Annotated in this window: 11 protein-coding genes; 8 read left to right on the top strand and 3 right to left on the bottom strand. The window is 38.1% G+C overall.

Annotated features, from left to right (window positions below; translation table 11 throughout):
- Positions 1 to 97: 97 nt before the first annotated feature.
- The gene (locus KMW37_RS12740) at positions 98 to 3,106 is read right to left on the bottom strand and encodes a two-component regulator propeller domain-containing protein (RefSeq protein WP_215225011.1); all 3,009 of its coding nucleotides are present in this window, start codon (positions 3,104 to 3,106) and stop codon (positions 98 to 100) included.
- Positions 3,107 to 3,497: 391 nt separating this feature from the next.
- Between KMW37_RS12740 and KMW37_RS12745 the strand changes: the two genes are divergently transcribed.
- The 7 genes from KMW37_RS12745 (at position 3,498) to KMW37_RS12775 (ending at position 16,844) form a co-directional block, all read left to right on the top strand.
- A complete protein-coding gene (locus KMW37_RS12745) occupies positions 3,498 to 6,767 on the top strand; it encodes a SusC/RagA family TonB-linked outer membrane protein (protein WP_215225012.1) in 3,270 nt (1,089 codons plus the stop codon).
- Positions 6,768 to 6,783: 16 nt separating this feature from the next.
- Complete coding sequence (locus KMW37_RS12750; RefSeq protein ID WP_215225013.1) at positions 6,784 to 8,352, top strand: RagB/SusD family nutrient uptake outer membrane protein; 1,569 nt, start codon at positions 6,784 to 6,786, stop codon at positions 8,350 to 8,352.
- Positions 8,353 to 8,533: 181 nt separating this feature from the next.
- A complete protein-coding gene (locus tag KMW37_RS12755; RefSeq protein ID WP_215225014.1) occupies positions 8,534 to 10,108 on the top strand; it encodes a DUF4091 domain-containing protein in 1,575 nt (524 codons plus the stop codon).
- 110 nt (positions 10,109 to 10,218) lie between these two features.
- Complete coding sequence (locus tag KMW37_RS12760; RefSeq protein ID WP_215225015.1) at positions 10,219 to 11,103, top strand: PKD domain-containing protein; 885 nt, start codon at positions 10,219 to 10,221, stop codon at positions 11,101 to 11,103.
- Positions 11,104 to 11,303: 200 nt separating this feature from the next.
- Positions 11,304 to 12,845: a hypothetical protein gene (locus tag KMW37_RS12765; protein WP_215225016.1), complete on the top strand. Its 1,542-nt coding sequence runs from the start codon at positions 11,304 to 11,306 to the stop codon at positions 12,843 to 12,845.
- Positions 12,846 to 12,861: 16 nt separating this feature from the next.
- Complete coding sequence (locus KMW37_RS12770) at positions 12,862 to 14,061, top strand: glycoside hydrolase family 27 protein (protein ID WP_215225017.1); 1,200 nt, start codon at positions 12,862 to 12,864, stop codon at positions 14,059 to 14,061.
- A gap of 278 nt (positions 14,062 to 14,339) precedes the next feature.
- The gene (locus tag KMW37_RS12775) at positions 14,340 to 16,844 is read left to right on the top strand and encodes an alkaline phosphatase D family protein (RefSeq protein ID WP_215225018.1); all 2,505 of its coding nucleotides are present in this window, start codon (positions 14,340 to 14,342) and stop codon (positions 16,842 to 16,844) included.
- A 1,011-nt stretch (positions 16,845 to 17,855) separates the two neighbouring features.
- Here the strand turns inward: KMW37_RS12775 and KMW37_RS12780 are convergent.
- Both KMW37_RS12780 and KMW37_RS12785 read right to left on the bottom strand, forming a co-directional pair.
- The gene (locus KMW37_RS12780; protein ID WP_215225019.1) at positions 17,856 to 18,170 is read right to left on the bottom strand and encodes a hypothetical protein; all 315 of its coding nucleotides are present in this window, start codon (positions 18,168 to 18,170) and stop codon (positions 17,856 to 17,858) included.
- On the bottom strand, positions 18,167 to 18,574 hold the full coding sequence (locus KMW37_RS12785) for a helix-turn-helix domain-containing protein (protein WP_215225020.1): 408 nt from the start codon (positions 18,572 to 18,574) through the stop codon (positions 18,167 to 18,169). The genes KMW37_RS12780 and KMW37_RS12785 overlap by 4 nt, the downstream gene beginning before the upstream one ends.
- A 213-nt stretch (positions 18,575 to 18,787) precedes the next feature.
- Here KMW37_RS12785 and KMW37_RS22460 point away from each other — a divergent pair, with 213 nt between their 5' ends.
- The gene (locus KMW37_RS22460) at positions 18,788 to 18,961 is read left to right on the top strand and encodes a helix-turn-helix domain-containing protein (RefSeq protein WP_262898199.1); all 174 of its coding nucleotides are present in this window, start codon (positions 18,788 to 18,790) and stop codon (positions 18,959 to 18,961) included.
- Positions 18,962 to 19,071: the final 110 nt, after the last annotated feature.

Consider the following 19,071-nt stretch of genomic DNA (forward strand, 5'->3'; position numbering starts at 1 on the left):
GACCTCTAGGTACTTGTTTCGAACCGGTTTTTGGAGGATTTGGAGGAGGTTTTAAAATTAAGCGCTAAGATATTGATTCCCTAACATTATCCATATGTTAGGGAATCAATACTTTTAAAAAATCGACGATGGTGTCGTTTTCATTGAGCTCCAATTTTTTTCTAAGGCGATGTCGGGCGACTTTTATAGAACTTAGTGAAATACCAAATAGTGTGGCCATATTTTGAGAAGTAAATCCCATATAGATCAGGGCACACAGCTTTACGTCCCTTTCACTAAGTGAGGGATTATTGGATTTTAAGGTTTTGATAAAACCTGGGTGAATTTGATTAAATAGTTCGTAAAACTGGTCCCAGTCTTTGTCCAGCATAATGCTGTCATCGATATGTTCAATCAGTACCTTAAGGTTTTCTTTTTTTATAGGATTGTTTTTGAGTTCTTTTCGTAGGCTAGCTTTGATCTCATTGAGCAAATCATGTTTATGGACCGTTCGTAAGGTCAGGTTGGTAAGTTCTCCGGTTTTAAAGCTTAATTCATCTTTAAGTTGCTTTTGTTTTAAAGCTTGATTGTTTTTTTCAATGTTTAAAAGGTCGATTTTGTTTTGGGCGATCTTTGACTGTTGCTTTTTTACTTCCTGAGCCTTTTCATCTAAAAGTATTTTTAAGTTTTGTCTTTGTTTTGTGAGCGATGATAATCTCCATCGGTATAAAGACAGTAGCACAAGGATCAAAAGGACTATTAGGCAAATCTGAAACCACCGGCTTTCTAAGAGTGTTGGTAATACTTTAATTTTTACGTAGGAGATATGAGGACTCCAAGCCCCATTTTTATTGGCTGCTTTTACATAAAGCGTATATTCTCCTGGCTTAAGGTTGGAGAAGGATAGGGATTTCTGATGGCCGATGTTGTTCCATGAGTCTGATAATCCTTTTAACATATAGGCATAATTGACCTGTTCGGAGAGAATCGGATCGCTGCAGGCATAGTTTATGGTAAGTAAAATGTTTTCTGGAGCAATATTAATTTGTTTGTTCGGGTTGTTTTGGTAATTGTAAATAGATGTCGAAGATAAAGTAGAGGAGGTATTCTGACTTTTTGATATCGCAGCAGTAAAATTGATTTTAAAATTGGGATCAGAGGGCCTAAGGTCTTTTGGGTCGAAAAAGGAAAGTCCGTAGCTACCAGCCATCAGTATTTTGCCATCATGTGATAAATGCGCTTTACCTCCTGTGAAAGGATAAATCCCATTGCTTTCATCGAAGTCTGTGATATTGCCTGAGGGATCAATTTTAGTGAGTCCAGAATTTGTACTTAACCAAATATTGTCGGAATCATCCATTAAAATCCCCTGAATGATTGAGGATCGTTTGTTGGGTAGCTTAATCCGTTCAAAATTATCATTTTCTCTATTGTATTTATTCAAACCAAATCCATAAGTGCCCACTAATATAGACAGGTCTTTGGTTTTACCTATGCTAAGGATATGGTTGTTGCTAATTGACAGAGAATCATTTTCATTATATAAGTATTTGTGTTTTTTGAGTATCCCGTTTTTCATTTCGTAGCGGAAAAGCCCGCTAATGGTTCCAGCCCACATGTCTCCGTTTATGTCTTGAAAAATTGATTTTGTCCCATTTGAAAGTGGTATGAGTTTGGATGAAGGGGATAAGTCTTGGACAGGCCTTAAATTCATGTCAAAAATGGTGATCCCCATTCTATGGCCAACCCAAATATTGCCTTCCTTGTCTTCAGCAATGGAGAAAACAGAATTGAATTGTTTGTTACTTTTTATAGGAATGAACTTATCACTGCGCAAGTCTAACACACTCAATCCTCCTCTAAAAGTACCTATCCATAGCCGGTCTTTTCGATCTTGGCATAGCGATAGAACTATACCTCCATTAAGGTCATTTTTTCGATTAGGATGATCGGTATAGAGCTTTGAAACTTGGGTTTGTCTATTATACCTTAATAAGCCTTCCCTTCCTGCCGATAGCCAAATGTCCCCTTTATTATCCTCAAGAATGACGGACCCTTGTTGGTCCACATGCGAGAAGCCTAGTTGGCTTGAAGAAATGTTGGTAATGTTGAACTTACTTTTTAGTACTGAAAGCCCACCATGTACAGTAGCTAGAAAAATATTATCACCCAAGCCTTTTTTGATAGAGAGGATTGAATTGTCAGCGATACTGTTGGTGGTTGAGTTTTGAAAGAAATAACTGAAAGCACCTTTGTCTATCTCGTACAAATTTAAGCCTCCCCCATCTGTGCCGATCCATAGGTGATTGTTTTCTGCCAGAATTGAAATAACCATATTATTATTGATCGTTTTTTCAGGGGAAGAGTCATTTTTGAAATGGCTGAGAATTTGTCCATCAGCATCGATTTTTAAAAGCCCGTTTCCATTGGTGGCTACCCATAGATTTCCTGATTGGTCTGGAGCGATGTCATTTATATAGGTGTGATTTTCATTTCTGTCTAAATAAATCTCAGAAGTATCATTACGGTATTTGAAAACCGTGCCATCAGTGGAGCCTATCCACAGATTATCATGTGCGTCTTGGACAATTGCAGTGGCATAACCAGTTATTTTCTCAGGCTTTTGTATAATCTCAAATTTCTCTTTTACCAATGAACCATCTGAATCAGGCAAAAATTTGACCAAGTAGCCATAGTTGGAACCAAAATAGATAAAGCCGTCCGAGGAATGCCCAATACAGGTGATTCTTTGGTTAATTATGGTCTGTAAATCTGGGTTTTTAACAGTTAATTTTTTGAATTGGTTGATTTGCGCGTCGTAGAAGTAAATTCCTTTATTTGTTGCTGCCCATATATTGTTGTGGCTATCTTCTATCAGTTGGTTGATAGTATTGTTCCTGTCCAAATAATAAGAAGAGGTGTTTTCACCATCGTATCTATCAATAGTTATTTTATTGCCTATCCAGATTATTCCGTTTGAAGCTTGAAGTACATCAGTTACCCGGGTATCTGATAATCCATCCTTATTATTTAATGATTTGAACTGTAGCACATATTGCTGAGCAGTTAAATGCTTGCCCCAAGCAATCAAAGCAAGAAATAAAAATAAGATTGACTTAATACTCATAAAGTAACCATCGGTGGAAAGTAAATTGGAAGGTCTAAGATACAGAAATCTTTAAAAATTGCTTATATGAGCCGTTTTTAGGTGATATTTTTTTTATGCGTAACCCTAAAGTAATGTTGATGTAACCCAATTGTAACCTCTTCTGTTAACGAATTGTTAAGCTCAGTTTTTAATATTCGAACTGTTATAGATCGGAATATATGACTTGTTGAATTTTATTTTTCTAATTGAAAAGTTTGGTTTTTCCGTTCTATTCAAAATGATGTTTCACCTAAAAGCCTTGAAAATGATGATTTAAAGAAATTGTAATACTTGTCAATTAACCTCTCAGAAAATTCCGAATGGAATACAAGGGGATTTGAAAATCTATTAATAACAAACAATATTAAACATGAGAAAAACACTAGAGTTTAATAAGGGTGTTATTTTTTCCAGGTCTGGCCTAAAAATGAAACTCACCGGTTTGGTGTTATTGGGGTCATTTTTACAGATCAATGCGGAAACGCCCAGCTTTAATAACTTCAATAATTTAAATCCTGATTATGATAAAATTAATTACTATGAAGATCAAGAAGCACATAGAATAGAAGGTGTTGTATTTGATAGTAAAGGTGAACCTTTATTTGGAGCGAATATTATTGAAAAAGGTACAAGTAATGGGACACTTACTGATTTTGACGGCAAATTCAGTATTGAAGTAGCTGATGAAAAGGCCGTATTGGTTATTTCTTATATAGGATTTAAACCCCAAGAGATTGTTGTTGGTAAAAAAACGAGCTTCAATGTTACCCTTGAGGAGGAGATGTCTGCTTTAGGTGAAGTAGTGGTAATGGGGTATGGTACGCAGGACCGTCGTAGCGTTACTTCTTCAGTTTCTTCGATAGATGTGGGAGAAGCTGTAAAAGGACCTGTGTCATCTGTGGCGCAATCACTAAGCGGAAGGGCTGCAGGTTTGACAGTTAATTTGAATTCAGCGCAGCCAGGTGGAGCTGTAAATTTCCAAATTAGAGGTTCCGCAACAGGAAGGGCTCCTTTGATTGTAATCGATGGTATGCCTACTACTGGATTTTCTCCGGCGAGTGTGGGGCAATTTGGTACGGGATCTTTGGATGGGGTGTTATCATCTCTTAATCCTAATGATATTGAGCGTATTGATGTGCTTAAGGATGCCTCGGCCACCTCCATTTATGGTTCGAAAGCTGCTGGTGGGGTAATCTTGATTACCACGAAGCGTGGAAAAAAAGGAGGTGATTCTTTTACGGCAGATATAAGTGTTTCCAGTGGGGTACAGGAATATTACAACTTGCCAGAGATGCTGGATCCTATAACATATATGAAAGAATCCAACCGTGTGAAGTATGAAAAGTGGTTGTATGATGGTAGACAGGATGTTTATGAAGGAGTACCGAAGCCAGGAGGATGGTCTGCACCAGGAGCATATACACCTTTATATACAGATAGTCAGATAGCAGAATATGAGAATGGAACCAAGACCGGTACCAACTTTTTGGATCAGGTAACCCGTACTGGTATGGTGCAGGATTATGATCTTTCAGTGAGAGGTAATCAAAAAAACACCAGATTTTATGCTTCTTTTGGTGGATACAACCAAAAAGGGATCATTAAAAACAATGACTTGTCCAAGTATACCGGTAGGGTAAATATCGACCAAACCCTAGGTGATAAGGTAAAGACTGGGCTTACTATAAACTTTAGCCAAATTAATTCTGACAATGTTTCTATAGGTAATGGATCAAGATATGAAAACAGTGGTATTCTTACCAGTGCATTACAATTTGATCCGACACTTCCTGTGAGAAATGAAGAAGGAGGTTACCAAGTCAATATCAGACAATCTAATTTCCCGAACCCTGTTTCATACCTGGAAATAGATAATAAGACCAAAATGGAGCGCTTCTTTGCCAATGCCTTTTTGGAATATGAAATTTTACCAGAGTTGTCCTTTAAAACTCAGGTGGGATATGACCGCAATCAAAGTGATAGCTATGGATATCTACCAACAAGCACCATAGCAGGTTTGAGTACCAATGGACGTGCTGATAGGGCTGCAAATAAGAAGTCCAATAAACAATTCCAAGCCTTATTGAATTACAATAACACCTTTGGTGAAAAACATAACCTGTCTGGTACTTTGGGTACTGAGTACATGTATTATGAATGGGAAGGAAATGGGATGCGCGCAACCAATTTCCCTTATGATGGAGTAAAATGGTATAACCTAGGATTGGGTGCTGATAGGCCGAATATCTGGTCAAATGGTGGTAGCTCTGAGGTAATCTCATTTTTCATGAGAACCAGTTATGATTTTGACTATAAGTATTTTGTGACCATGAATATGAGGGTAGACGGTTCGTCTAATTTCTCACCTAAACATCAATATGGTTTTTTCCCTGGGATATCAGTAGGATGGGATATCACCAGAGAGAGCTTTTTGGAAGGCTCAGCCACCTGGTTGGATCAACTTAAGTTGAGAGCAGGTTATGGTGAGACGGGAAATGATAATATAGGTACTGCATTTACAGACTATTATTCACCGGGAGCCAATACCATGTGGGGAAATTCGGTGATTTCAGGAGTGAGATTGGCCGGATTAGGTAATCCTGATCTAAAGTGGGAAAAGCAGGTGGATATCAATTTTGGTTTGGATTTCGCCATGTTTAATGGTCGGGTATCCGGTTCAGTGGAATACTTCAATAGAGAGATCAGTCGTATTCTAGGAAGCAAAAACCTATTGAGTTCCAACCCAGTTTCTTCACTCCTTTATAATTTGGATGCAAAAAAGAGAACCTATGGTACGGAAGTTACCCTGAACACCCAGAACATAGTCAAAGACGACTTTTCGTGGGGAACCAACTTCACCTTTACCTACTATCGTGACCAATGGTTAAAGAGAGACCCAAGCTATGTTTTGGCCATCAATCAAAGTCCTCAACAATATTTTGGTGAATTGTGGTACTATGAATCCGATGGTTTGGTAGAAGTTGGATCTGAAGACCCTCTGAATCAAATTCCTGGTACAATCAAGATTTTGGATGTTGATGGGTATTTGATGGATGAAGATGGTAACCGCGTAATGGATGAAAATGGGAAGCCTATGTACAGTGGGGAGCCTGATGGTATGATCAATGCGGCAGACCGAGTTAAAGTAGGTGTCAACACCCCTTTCACAATTGGCCTAAACAATACCTTTAATTATAAGATGTTTGACCTATCTGTATATGCCTATGGTATGTTTAATAGATGGAAAACCAATGCCACTAGAACAATATATGGAGGAGGAAGTATTAATGCCATGTTGAGCAATGCATCTAATATGCAGACTGAAATCTTGGATAGATGGAACAGTGATAACCGATCTGGCACCGAGACATCTTCTTTACAAAGTGCCGCAAAATATGGGGCTGGGGACTTCTTTTTGGAAGAGGCTTGGTTTGTCAGGGTGAGGGACATCACTTTGGGCTATACTTTACCATCTACTTCACTGGATAAATTGAAAATTAGAAAATTAAGGGTCTTTGCTAATGTGCTGAACCCGTTCCTTTTCACACCTTATACAGGTATGGATCCTGAGACGGATGTCTATATCGGGGCTTACCCTAATCAGAGAACATTCAATTTAGGTTTACAAGTTGGTTTCTAATTCAAAATTGAGCGAAATGAATAAAATGAAATATATCGTATATCTGATGGTCACCACTTTGATAATGCAAAGTTGTGAACTAGTGCGAGAGGAGTATAATAAGATTACGCCGGACAATTTCTATCAGACTGAAAAAGATGCTGAATTGGCCTTGGCAGCCTTATACTATAATTCTATTACAAAAGTTGGTACTTGGAGTCCGGGGATGTTTGTCCAAAACATCAATTCGGTACAAATGGCATCAGATATTGCCGCAGGAGACATGGTTATGTGTTCATACGGAACCAATCCTTGGGAATATCTTAGGACCCACCAGTGGGAGGAATCTCGTGGCTATGGTACAGAACGTTTGTTCAAATACTATAACCATATTTCCAATGCTAGAATAGTGATCAAGCAGATAGAAGGAATGGCGGATATTCCTGATGCTAAGCGAAATGCCTTGATTGCAGAAGCCAGCGTGGTTGCGGGTTGGAAGGCTTTGCTACTTTATGATTGGTATGGACCAGTTCCATATCCAACAGAGGAAATGCTGGCCAACCCTCAGGAGATCAAATATCCTGAGCGCCCGAGCAATGAGGAATTTGTCAGTATAATTGAATCATTCCTTCAAAAAGGTGAAAACCTTCCTAAGGCAGATTTTGGAAGTGGTTTTGGAAGGGTAAATAAGGATTTGGCCAATTTCCTTTTGATGAAGCTATACATGTTGGAAGCAGGAAGAACAGGCAATGCTGAATTTTGGTCCAAAGCTAAGGAAGCTGCTGAAAAAATTATCAGTGGAGGATCCTATGAATTGCAGTCTAAGTACAGTGATATCTTTACCGTTTCCAATAAGAGAAATAGAGAAATAGTGTTTGCCACTCCTTCTGACTATTCTTTCAATACTAATATGTGGCATGCGGAAGCCTTGCCCAATAACTATCCGAGTGCCCTTAACCGTGGTGCAGGAGCTTGGGGAGGTTATAAAATTCTTTGGTCTTTTTACGACACCTTTGACCAAAAGGATATGCGTCTATCTGGCATAGCAGCGTCCTATACTACGGATTCAGGTTTGGAGATCACTAGGGAAAAGCCGTTCAGCAATAGACATGGTCTTGCAGATGGAGCCATTCCTGTGAAATATGAGCCTGACGATAATCAGGTAGGTTTTTTCCAAGGGCATGATTTCATTGTTTACCGTTATGCTGATGTGATATTGTCCATGGCTGAAATATTAAATGAATTGGGTGAGACTTCCAGTGTCAATGCCCCAAGCACGATCCAGCAAAGTCAAGATGGTGAATTGCTTTCAAGTGACGGTGGCAATACAGCCTTGTCCTTTTTGAATGCCATCCGAGTAAGAGCAGGACTGGGCACTTTGTCCAATCTTTCACAGTCCCAGTTAAGGGATTCTGTACTGATGGAAAGGTCTCATGAGTTGTACTGTGAAGGAAGCAGAAGAGCTGATTTGATCAGGTACCAAAGGGTGACCAATGGCAATGGATATACCAAGTTTGATGAAGATCCAAACAAGATGTTATTCCCTATCCCTGTTGGTTTTATCAATGAATACAAAGGGAATTTAAAGCAAAACCAAGGGTATTAACAGACTGATCTTGTATTAGTAAGTTAATCATATCATTATTCTATTTGGGTTTGGATAGATTCTAAACTCAAATGGAATAATGTTCCTTGGTAGTTTTTAATATGAATACCCGCCTTTAAGGTCGCTTCTAATTTTTACTAAAAGTGATGAAGGATGTTTTTAATAAACTGATTTAGAAAATATGATTTTATCAATTAAAAATGGAACAACAGAAAAATCATCAATTAATATAGGCACTAGTTTTTATACCATGTTTTATTTCCTTTTGCTTATTATGTCATTTGGCTGTGCTGAAAAATTGGATGATACAGACAATGACAACAACAAAGAATTATCCTTGAAGTCCTATATTAATAGTTCTTTAATTGTCCCAACGGCTTACAGTTCAAATTTATCAGATGAAGTTAATTTGGTCATGGCCAAGGGGGAAATAGAAAGCTTTCAATTGGCCTTGGAGCTTGATGAGTTACAAAAGCTGGAATTCATTAAAAATAGTGAGAATAATTTATTGAATTTTAGTCTAAGTGAAATTGAAAATTATAATGGTGCGAGGGATGTCATCGTTCCAATAGATGATGAAACTTTTGCACCTACTAATAAGACTATTTACTTATTGGGGACTTATGAGGCAGACAGAGCCATTGAAGCAGGGACTTACGAGGATGAATTAATCATTCAATCGTATAGTGGTAAAAAGACGATCACTATAACTGTTGAAGTCAAGGATGTCACCATTCCTGTGACCCCGTCGATCCCTTTAACTTTTGGTATCTATCAAAAGGTTTTAACGACTTCAACAAATCAAGAAGAAATTATAAATAAAAGGAAAGAGTATTTCGAATTATGTTTTAAGAATCGCTTATCTCCTTATTTGGTGAATTGGGGACCTCCTGATATGCATTTGGATGTTCAATCATCTCCCTATGATTGGGATGATCCTAGAACTGAGGATTATATCAAGGACCCAAGGTTTGCTGCGATTGGATTACCCTATTATCATTATAATGATGAGGAACTGACCCAATTATACAATAAGGTAGAAAGTGCTGGACTGTTGAATAAGTCATATGTCTACTATTATGATGAGCCAAGAAGCTATGAAGATCACGCTAAGGTGCTGGATCATGCTGAAAGACTATCTACTATTTCCCCAACTTTAAAAATACAACTTCCTGTTTTTTGTGGAATGACTGCTGAAAGTGACAATTTGATTGAGGTATTTGAATACTATAAAGAATATCCACTCATAATCAACTCGGGGTATTATCCATTACAGAGCAGCGAGGAGAGAGCCAAGCAATATCTTGAAAAGGCTTATCCAAATCAAGAGTGGTGGACTTATACATGTTGTGGAGTGAAGCCAGGTTTCACCTATAACACTTCTGCTATAGGGATGAGATCCATGATGTGGAGAAGTTGGAAAGAACAAAGTAAGGGCTTTTTGTATTGGGCAGTTAATAATTACGAAAGCATAGACCCAGATGTGATTCCTACTTGGGCTAAGCCAGGAGATGGCCATCTCATCTATAGAGGACATGAATTTGGAAAAGATTACCCAGTTTCAACCCTACGTTTAGAGCGTTTTAGAGATGGTGAAGAGGATTATGAATTGTTGAAAATGATTGAACAAAACTTTGGTAGAACGAAAGCTTTGGAACTTTTAAGCAAAGTATATCAAGGGCCAAATCAACAAGTAGAAAATCCTGCAAAAGTTGAGCAGTTTAGATTAGAGATGTTGAATTTACTATCTGAATAGACTCATATATCTGTTCGATTTTAACTCAATTTAAATTTAAAAGGCATCAGTTGAATAGGATTGTTTTGTCTTTATGGTGCCTTTAGTTTGGACCAAAAAACTAAATAAAAATGAAAGTCAATATAATTAAATCATTTGCACTAAGTGTAGCTGTACTTCTAAATTTATTTGGATGTATAAGTGAAGATGATACAGATAAAAATGAACCTGTAGCTGATTTTGAATTTGAGATCAGTGAAGGTAAAGTTGAGTTCATCAACAAATCCATCAATGCCGATATTTTTTTATGGGAGTTTGGAGATGCTGAAGACTCAGAAAGTGTAATGGATAATCCCTCCTTTGAATATACCCGACCGGGGAGTTATGATGTTACGGTAACTTTAAAGGCTACTAATAGTGAAACAGGGAAGGTAAGTACGGTGTCTAAGGAAGTTTCTTTAATTGATATTCCAGCTTCCATAGCTATCGATGGAGACTTCACGGATTGGGGAGAAATTCCTTTTTTGGAAGATGTAACAGGGGATGGCAGTATAGAGAAAATTAAAGTGGATGGATCGGGAGATTTGATCAGTGTATACATTGAAGGTAATTCAGATTTATCATTGCATATGCCGGAATGGGCAGTCAATACAGATGGAGATATCTCAACTGGATTTGTCAATGATAATTTTTGGTTAAACACTGGGTTCGATATTTTAGGTTCGGATACTGCGCATGGGCTATATACACGTAAGGATGGAGCTGAGTCTTCAGAATGGAAGTGGACATGGCAATCGGAAGCAGCCGTTTGGTGGTATTTTTCTGAAAAGAAATCTTTAGGAAATGGAAAAGTCGGAATCGAAATGGGCCTTTCTAAATCAGAAATCCAAAAATTTGCTACGCTTTCAGATGAAGGCGTTTATATGGTCATAACGGATTGGGGACCTCAATGGGATTTAAGAGGAAGAATACCAGCAAAAGAAGCAGGCCAGTCAGCTATTTATGTGAAATTCTAATATAATTACTTAAAAAAAGACTTGCTTGCTGCACCGTTGGATGTTTTGAGCAAGTCTTTTCTATTATTCTAAATGTAGTTTTAACCATCTGATCGTAATCTAAAATCAATGTGCATTTTATGATCTAATAGTTGATTTGCCAGTTGTGTCAGTGGGGGAACAATCAAGTGTTGGACAAACTTGCTATAAGTAAAAAATATATGAGTAAAATTGAGAAAGTTTTAGGAGACCCTTTAAATTCCTCTAAAACTTTATTTCTGCAATTGATTATTGTGGCATTATTGGCTGTAGCATGCACTGCTAGAAAAAGTGGGGGAAGCTCCATGAATATAGAAATGGAACCCGATACGACCAGTGTGCTGAAAAATCCAGCAATGGGCTGGGTGATGTACAATGAGGGCTGGGAACTGTATTCCTATTACCAAGAAAATTTTGATCACCTCAATGTGGATAGTTTTTGGAAGCAGATGGATGAAGTGAACGCCCATGAGGTAAGTAATATTCTATATATTCGGGCGATCTGGTCTGCATTTGAGCCAGAGGAAGGAGAGTATGCTTGGGAGCATGATCCTGACTTTATCAAATTGATAGAAGGAGCGAAGGAGAGGAATTTGAAATTGGCATTTCGTGTATTTCATCACAGTGGAAGTCAGGTTCAGCAAGCTACACCTGACTATGTGTTTGAAGCAGGTGCCCAATATGAAGTGTCAAAAAAGGGATCTAATAAACGGGGTTTTAAAAATCCATATTATGATGATCCTGTTTTTATGCAAAAATTCAACACATTTGTAGCTGCCTTAGCAGCTGAATTTGATGATCCAGAGGTGACAGATTTTGTAGATGGTTATGGAGCGGGGCTTTGGGGAGAAGGCCATAACCTCCTTTTAATTGATAAAAATAAGAAGGGAGAAGTAATCGATAGAATCACTGGTATCTATGAATCCCATTTCAAAAATATCCTTACCGTCTATAATCTATCAAGTGCAGACTGGAAATATGCAGGGCCATTGGTTTTTGAGAACAAACATTTCCTGCCAAGAAGAGATGGCTTGGGCAGTTATTGGTTTGCCCAGAAATCAAGGGATAGGGTTGATAATTACTTTTTCCCAAAGTATCCGCTAATGGCCGAGGGGTGTTATTGGCTCAATAGTAAAACCCAGGATACAACAGGCACTGCCTATAAGACAGACAAACAGTTTGAGTTTCATTCTTGGAGAGAAGCTTTAAGTTTTGGAATGGAAGATGCCTTGAACCATCATGCCAATATTTATGATTTAAGGGTGCCATTGCAGGCAAAATTTTGGATAAAACAAGCTCCTGATGCGGTTCAGAAGTTTATCACACATGGTGGCTACAGGCTTTACCCAAATGAAGTAAATATTAGACAAACTTCAGATTCATTGATAGTAGAGAGCTCGTGGGAAAATCTTGGCGTTGGGGTTTTGCCCAATCACCACCCCAACTGGAATGGTAAGTATAAATTGGCCTGGGGATTGAAACATAAAGAGAGTGCAGAAGTTACTGCCATGGTAATTGAAGGAAGTGCCAATCCCGGTGATTGGATCAAGGGAGAACATTATTTATATATTACTGAAATTAAAATTCCTCAAAATGTCAAGAGTGAAGATTATTTCTTGGTAACAGCCATTGTAAATGAAAGAAATAATCAGGCAGAAATTGAATTGGCACTCAAGGAAAAGCCAAAGGATAAGTGGTACAAAATATCTAGTTTAACATTTTAATATGAATCTGAGTACAATGAAATTTAACGTTTTATTACTACTGATGCTGATTGGTTTTTCGGCTAAAGCACAACGTCCGCAGACCCCGTTAATGGGATGGGCAAGCTGGAACAATTATCGAGTAAATATCAACGAAGAAATTATTAAATCCCAAGCAGACGCGATGGTGGAACAAGGGCTTTTGGAGGCAGGTTACACTTATTTGAATATGGATGATGGTTATTTTGGAGGCAGGGATGAAGAAGGAAACCTTTATTCACATCCAGAAAAGTTTCCTTCTGGAATGAAGAGCTTAGCAGATTATATCCATAGTAAGGGGCTGAAGGCTGGAATTTATACCGATGCGGGAATCAATACTTGCGCATCTTATTGGGATAAAGACACCCTTGGTGTTGGAGTGGGGCTTTATGGCCATGAAAGAAGAGATCTTTCCCTCATGATTGAAGATTGGGGATATGATTTTGTAAAAGTGGATTGGTGTGGAGGAGACTGGATGGGCTTAACCGAAGAGGTGAGGTATACCGAAATCGGGAATATTATCCGAGAGATGGATCCCGCTGTTGTTTTTAATGTTTGCAGGTGGAAGTTCCCTGGTGAATGGGTAGTCAATTTAGCAGACTCTTGGAGGATTTCTGCAGATATAGCCAATACTTTTGAATCCGTTATGGGCATTGTAGATCTCAATGCTGACCTATGGAAGTATTCAGGGCCTGGACATGTAAATGATATGGATATGCTACAGGTGGGTAGAGGGATGTCCTATGACGAAGACAAAACACATTTTACCATGTGGTGCATGCTTAACTCTCCCCTGATGGCCAGCAATGACCTGACCACTATTTCGGAGGAGACCTTAGGTATATTGACCAATAAAGAATTGATAGCAATCAATCAGGATCCGATGGTTTATCAGGCCAGGAGGGTGATTGACCGTGGAGATTTGGAAGTTTGGGCCAAGCCCCTGATTTCAAGCATAAGTGGAGAAGTAGCTGTTACATTGCTGAACAGGTCAGAGGAAGATAAAACAATGGACTTCAATTTGGAAGATGTGGGTTTGCTGGCTGAAGAAGGCTATGAAATGATGGATCTATGGTCGAAAAAGTTTTACCCAAATACAAATATGGAAACGGTTTCACTGAATGTTCCATCGCATGGGGTGGTTGTACTCAAAATTAAGGGGCAAAGTAAACCGTTTAATTTATTTCAATATAAATAATCTGATTATCCGTTTTAACACCAGTAAACTTATTTCTCACAGCCTGTCCCGATTTATCGGGATTCCACGGATCTACACAGATTTAATTTAGTATTTCTGAGAGATATGTGTTCTCTTTTTAGGAAATGTTTTGAATGGTAAAACTTACTGGTATAATTGCGGATATACATTATAAATAATAACAAGTTTAATAAAATTCCTGACCCATTTGATATAGTTGGTAATACTGATAAAGCGACTACCAAAAATAAGGTATTTGGGGTATCTCAATATAGAATATGAAGTTAGATAGAAGAAAGTTTTTACAAGGTATGGGAGTGATGGTGCCTAGCCTACTTCCTTGGCAAAACCTTAAAGCTCAGCATGGGTTTATTGAACAATTGGCCAAGGAGGGATCGTTTTTTATGGATTTTAAAAAGCTTCCAGATAGGGTTTGGATAGCCCCATCTTTTTGGGCTGTTCCAATGGAAGACTGGAGGATAAAGAATGGAGGCCTAAGATTTATAGGATCAGAGAGGCAATCCAATCTGAATTTGTTGGAGTACCAGCTGAAAGCTGGAAAAGGAGAGTTTTTCATCAGTTCTGAAATGGAACTTAATGCTACTTCAAGTAAGCTCCAGGTTGGTTTTACACTTGGGATTCAAGACCAAACGGACCCAGGTAATACTCAGGCCGCATGTTATTTTGGAAAAGGTCTTTTTGTAGGGGTGTCGGCTGATGGTAAATTGATTTTGGGTCAACAAGAAAAAAGTATTTCAACCGATGTTTTTTCATCCTTTAAACTGCAGCTTACTGCTGAGGATCATGGGGAAAGAACTACATTAAAATTGGAGCTGGTTCAAGGTAAATCAGTAGTGGAATCCTTGGTTGAGGAAGTGAATCATGGAATGTCCGGTTTGGTCGCTATTACCTGTAAGGGAAAAGAAGAAAGTCCAAGTGTTTCTTGGAGCAATCTACACTTCGGAGGTACGAAGGTGGTTTATATGCCTGAGGAATCCTTTGGTCCGATATTATGGACCATGTATACGCTTTCCGATAATAGACTGAAACTGACAGCACAGCTTCCACCTATAGGGGAGAATGATGCCCAAGAGGTTCGTCTTTCTATAAAAGACGGTAAACGATGGAAAAAGCTTCTAGAAAGGCCAGTGGATAAGAAAGCTTATACAGCGCATTTTGATCTTTCTGATTGGAGTTTTGATCGTGATGTTCCTTACAAAGTGGAATATAAGTTGGATGGAAAAGTATATCTTTATGAAGGAATTGTCAGGAAGGAGCCTATCAGTGAAAACCTCGTGTTGGGCGGTCTGACCTGTCAACATGCTTCAGGGTATCCCTATCGTCCTTTGACTGAAAATCTGAAAAAGACCAATCCTGATCTGCTGTATTTTTCCGGAGATCAGATTTATGAAAGTAATGGTGGTTACCCGATCAAGCGAGCACCTGTTGAAGCATCCATTTTAAGTTACTTAGGGAAATGGTATATGTTTGGCTGGGCATTTGGGGAGGTCATGAAAGATCGTCCTACGATATGCACACCTGATGATCATGATGTTTTTCAAGGGAATTTGTGGGGTGAAGGTGGCTTGCAAGTCTCCATAGAAAAATGGGACAGTGTAATGGATGCACATGGAGGCTTTGTTCAGTCAGTTCCTATGATCAATGTGGTCAATCAAACACAAACATCGCACTTGCCAGATCCAGTAAAGGCCAGTCCCCTAAAAGCGGGATTTACCACTTGGTTTACTCAGCTTAAATACGGGAGGATCAGTTTTGCCATAGTAAGTGACAGAATTTTTAAGTCCGGTCCGGAGCTGTTGGATATAGAAAATACAGGGAGAATAGATCATATTAAGGATTTTTATCCATCTAGTGAGCTAAACCCTGAAGGTTTGAACTTGGTAGGTGAGGAACAGTTGAAGTTTTTACAAAACTGGGTTGAAGATTGGAAGGACGTGGATATGAAAGTTTTGCTTAGTCAAACACTATTTGCCAATGTCTGTACCTATCATGGACCGAAAAAAGATTATCTTCAGGGAGATTTGGATTCAGGAGGATGGCCCAAACGTCAGCGGGATGAAGTATTGCGCGTAATTAGAAAGGCCAGTGCTTTTCATGTCAATGGGGACCAACATATTCCATTTTTATTGCAGTATAGTGTAGATGCTAATAGAGATGCTGGGTGGACCTTTTGTACTCCAGCCATTTCCACAGGATATCCAAGGTGGTGTCAACCAGATACCTTGAACTTGCCTTTCTCAGATCGTCCAAGTCACAATCTTCCTAATACCGGTATTTACAGGGATGTTTTCGGAAACCAAAATTATATCTATGCTACTGGAAACCCTTTGGATCAACTTCCTAAAGAACCCAATAGGTATAAAATGGCACAAGCAAAGGCCTCTGGTTTTGGATTGATAACTTTTGACCAAGTACACAGAACCATTAAAATGGAAGCGATTAGATTTTTGGCAGATATGGATAATCCATCTGAAGAAAATACCTTTCCCGGATGGCCACTGACAATTTCCCAATTGGATAATGATGGAAGAAAACCAATGGGGTATTTGCCTAAAATGTCATTAAAAAAGGCCAATCAAGTTATCAAGGTTTATCATGAAAATAATGGAGAACTTATTCAAGCAATAAGGGTAAGAGGCAATGAGTTTATTCCTCCAGTATATGAGGGAGGCACTTATCGTTTGGAGATAGGAGAGGATGATCCGGTGATTTTAAATGGGGTTAAAATTACTACCAATACAGTTGATGAGATTAAAGTGTAGACCTTACTGATGTAAAAAATAGATGGCTATTTAGAAATACAATGTCATTGTTTTTTTGATTTTAAATTACAAAAGCCGCAATAGTAAATGCGGCTTTTGCTTTTGTTGAGCTCATTCGACACTTATTTTAAATGGCTATGTGGAGAATTTGGATTTGGTGTTTAAGGTCTTATTTTAACTGGATTGAATAATGGAATGATGAATTGTTATTTATTTGTGAGTTTATGAGAAATTAAGTCTATTTGTTTAAACAATGTTTTAAACCAAAAAAGAAATGCCTTCTGAAGGCTTACATGTTTATTAAAAACTTCCTAGTAATGAAAACTTTTAATTTTGGCATTTCTCATTGTCTTTGATTGATACTATTTTTTGGAAACCACCTATAATTATGGATATTAAATTAAGGTTAATCTTAGTATCTAATTTAGATACAGCAAGATGTAGTTTTGTATACAAAACCCTCTTTTCAGCCTCCCAAGTCGGGGGAAAGGTGCTCGGGACTCGCAGCCTTTTGATAAGTAAAAATCTTAGGTCCGTTAGACGAATCAAACTGCACAAATACTGAAATTCCCAAGATTATGGGAGAGGGGATAATTAAAAAATCACCCTCATATTTATCAAAATTTGAACTTTGGTCAACAATTAGTTTCTTAAACTTTCCGGGATTAAATGATATCGTTTTGGACATAAGCAAGATGTAGGATTGTGCCACAATCCCATCTTGCAGTTCCCTTACTTATCATGGGAACAAAATCCTTCGACGGCGGATTTTTCTACTAGATTTCTAAAAGGGAATTTATTTATCTCTTTTCCCTCAAGCATGCAAAGGTATTTTGCTTAGGTTATTCCTCAAGGGCAGGTAAATGCCTCCTTATGTCAGCCCCCTTGACCAATACCCTTCGCTTCATAAGGTGGCATTCAAGAGGTAAAAAGAAACAGTAAGGTCAATAATATAGTACAGGGGATTTTAACCTCTGAAAAAATAATTATGCTAGAACATCAAGGCTTTAGTTATGCAGTAGGCACCTCTTTTTGAATTTCAGTCAAAACCATATAGCATTCTTCAGCTAAAGGTTTTAGTTCTTCACCCGTTTTGGATAGGGGATAGTCCATGCATTTATTCATGAACAACATATAAGTTTCAATAAAATCATTTACATCATCATCTGATATTTCCATCAGCTTGGATATGAGATCAAGTATACTAAGAAAATGGCAATAACCTGCATCCAGATTAAGTCTATCCAATCCATAAAGTAATTGGCAATGCTTAAGGTCTTGGAGTATTAAGGTTTTAATAAGTTCGTCTTTTTGGATATTGTTCATGATTGGTTTATTAAAGGTGAAACTAAGGTGTCTGCTAATATGTCTTTCAATGAATCGTTACTCTCTTTAAGTTCCTTTAAAATATGGATCAAGGATTCTATTTGATTCTTGTCCATCAAATTATTCTTGTTTTCAAGTCCATAAAAAAAATCAATTATATGACCAGGTTGGATGGTAAGGATATGAATGGGGTTAACCTTCACACACTGTGAAAATTGTTTAATGATTTCTATGGTGATTTTATTCTCCCCACGCTCATACTTGGTATAGTTGGCTTCTGACATGCCAAGATGCTCAGCTACTTCTAAGGCTTTCAGATTCCTAAGCTTTCTAAAGGCCATCAAATTTTGGCCAGTCGCGTGATTGTCTAGAAGTTGATCTTGGAAAGGATTCACATCATTCATAATGCCTAAATTTGGAGTAGTGCTTGGAGCCTTGTTGCCTGATAAATTCTAATACTTGAAATTCTTTGTTATCTTTAGCTTAAAGATTTCCTTATTCATAAAGATCAGAAGAATGAGCTTAGGTTGTAATAAGGAAAATGTTCTAGCTTAGAACATTTCTTTTCAGGTTTAGCAACTTTTATCGATCTGGCTATGCAAAACGCTCAAAAAATTATGCGGATACTACGGGAATCCAAGGACTTTAGTCAAGAATATGTAGCCAATAAGTTGGATATGCATCAGCGAACCTATTCTAATCTTGAATCAGGAAAAACCAAATTGACAATTGAACGGATAAAGCAATTGGCTGAGTTTTACCAACTAGAACCGGTGGATATAACGGTTTGAATTGTGCCACCCTTTTCGGTCAAACTGTGCCAGGCCTTTCGGTTTAAACCGTGCCATTTCCAGTTGGGATTTCGGTTCGAACTGTGCCACTTTTGAAAGATCAAGTTTAA

Origin of the sequence: Echinicola shivajiensis (genome assembly GCF_018642165.1) — a bacterium.
GTDB lineage: Bacteria > Bacteroidota > Bacteroidia > Cytophagales > Cyclobacteriaceae > Echinicola > Echinicola shivajiensis.